1 protein-coding gene and 2 pseudogenes are annotated in these 1888 nt (G+C 66.4%); all 3 read right to left on the reverse strand.

The genetic code is table 11. The annotated features are described in order from the left end of the window. Positions 1-88: 88 nt before the first annotated feature. On the reverse strand, positions 89-253 hold the full coding sequence (locus ACFYP3_RS37670; RefSeq protein WP_388842624.1) for a hypothetical protein: 165 nt from the start codon (positions 251-253) through the stop codon (positions 89-91). Positions 254-483: 230 nt separating this feature from the next. Continuing rightward, positions 484-1078: pseudogene (locus ACFYP3_RS37675) on the reverse strand (IS5 family transposase); the annotation flags it as partial. A 322-nt stretch (positions 1079-1400) separates the two neighbouring features. Further along, positions 1401-1888, reverse strand: a pseudogene (locus ACFYP3_RS37680) (IS630 family transposase); the annotation flags it as partial.

Below are 1888 nucleotides of genomic sequence, written 5' to 3' on the forward strand. Positions count from 1 at the left end.
GCGTAGACACCTTGCTCAACAGCCCTGGGGCTCTGCCCGTTCCACGGTCACTCCGCCGTCACCCGATCGGTGGCCCAGCTGAAAAGGCTCACTGTTCGTAGCCCTCGGCGGTCGTCGGAAAGCTGCGGCTCTCGACGAAGACGCCGGCGGCCGTCACCACGGCGGCGACGTGGACGTCCTTGTGCGTGTCGACACCCAGCACGATGTCGGGGTTGTCTTGGTCCAGCGGGGCGGGCTGGGTCATCCTGGTCACGGTCACCTGTCTCCTGCAGCCATGGAAGCGGGACGGCCATCGCTGGATCGGTCAGGGCGGTCAGGACTGTGACGGTGCCTCTCGCGAAGGCCCCTATCGGGACACGTCCACCGGTCCAGCGGCAGCGAGTACCGCTCCGGACGGTGGCCGACAGATCAAAACCAAGGCACCAGGGCCAGTCGTAACGCGGGTCAGGCCACCACCCGAAGCGGCACCCCAACATCCTCACAGTCGTAGCGGGTGGCCAGGCCGCGCCACTGCTTGACCTTGTTGATGCACCGCTCGACCGTGTTGCGCTGCTTGTAGGCCTCGCCGTCGAAGGCCGGAGGGCGGCCGCCGACCTGGCCGAGCCGCTTGCGGTTGGCGGCCTGGTCAGCCGGTTGCGGGATCACCGCCCGGATCCCGCGCCGCTGCAGATGACGGCGGATCGCCGGGGACGAATAGGCCTTGTCAGCCAGGACCGCGTCCGGCGTGATCCTTGGGCGGCCGATTCGGCGGGGCACTCGCAACCGAGCCATGACCTGCAGGAACGCCGGTGCGTCGCCCGCCTGGCCAGGGGTGATGACGAACGCCAGCGGTCGGCACTGGCCGTCCCCGGCGAGGTGGGTCCTGGTGGTAAGTCCGCCGCGGGAGCGGCCGAGGGCATGGTCGGCCGGCTCGCCCGCCGGGGCTCTTTTGACGGGCCCCGGCGGCGTGCTGGTGAGCGCGGACGATCGTGGAGTCGACGGCAACGACCCACTCGAGGTCGCCTTCGGCGTCGGCCTGGGCCAGCAGGGCGGTGAAGACCTTCTCCCAGGTGCCGTCGGCGGCCCATTTCCGCAGCCGGTATCCGATGATCTGAAGGAAACGCCCTAGTGTGCTGAGTCAGTAATTCGCCGGCAGTACGAGGCGAGGGACTCAAGGATCTGGTCGGCTGTCTTCGTCCAGACGAAAGGCTTGGGGTCCTGGTTCCAGGTCAGGGCTAATTCAAAGTCACCGGCTGGCCGCATCGTCGCAGGTCAAGGCGTTGAGCCCAGACGCACCCTCGACGCCGAGTTGATGCCCAGTCAGGCAACGTCATGCAGCGAAGCAACGTTGACCTGCACAGACGGCGACTTGGCCGCGTGTCCGGCTCAACGAGACGAGTCGGCTTGCCACGACTTTGAATCGGCCCTGGGTTCCAGGTGGTGATCCAGCTGCGGATGTCCTTCTCGAGTGCCGGCACGGATTTATGGACTCCGCGCCGTATCTGTTTGTTCGTCAGCTCTGCGAACCATCGCTCGACGAGGTTCAGCCAGGAGGATCCGGTGGGGGTGAAGTGCATGTGGAATCGGGGGTGGGCCAGGAGCCATTTCTTGATGTCGGCGGTCTTGTGGGTCGCGTAGTTGTCACAGACGAGATGGACGTCGAGTTCTGCCGGGATCTCCTTGTCGAGTTTCGTGAGGAATTTTTTGAACTCGGCAGCGCGGTGGCGACGGTGGAGGGATCCGATGACCTGGCCGGAGGCCGTGTCGAGGGCGGCGAACAGAGTGGTGGTGCCTGCGCGAACGTAGTCGTGGGTGGCCCGTTCCGGCACCCCGGGCATCATCGGCAGGACAGGCTGGGACCGGTCCAGGGCCTGGATCTGCGACTTCTCGTCCACGCACAGCACCAGCG

The sequence above is a fragment of the Streptomyces sp. NPDC005533 genome (assembly GCF_042871845.1).
Classification (GTDB): Bacteria; Actinomycetota; Actinomycetes; order Streptomycetales; family Streptomycetaceae; genus Streptomyces.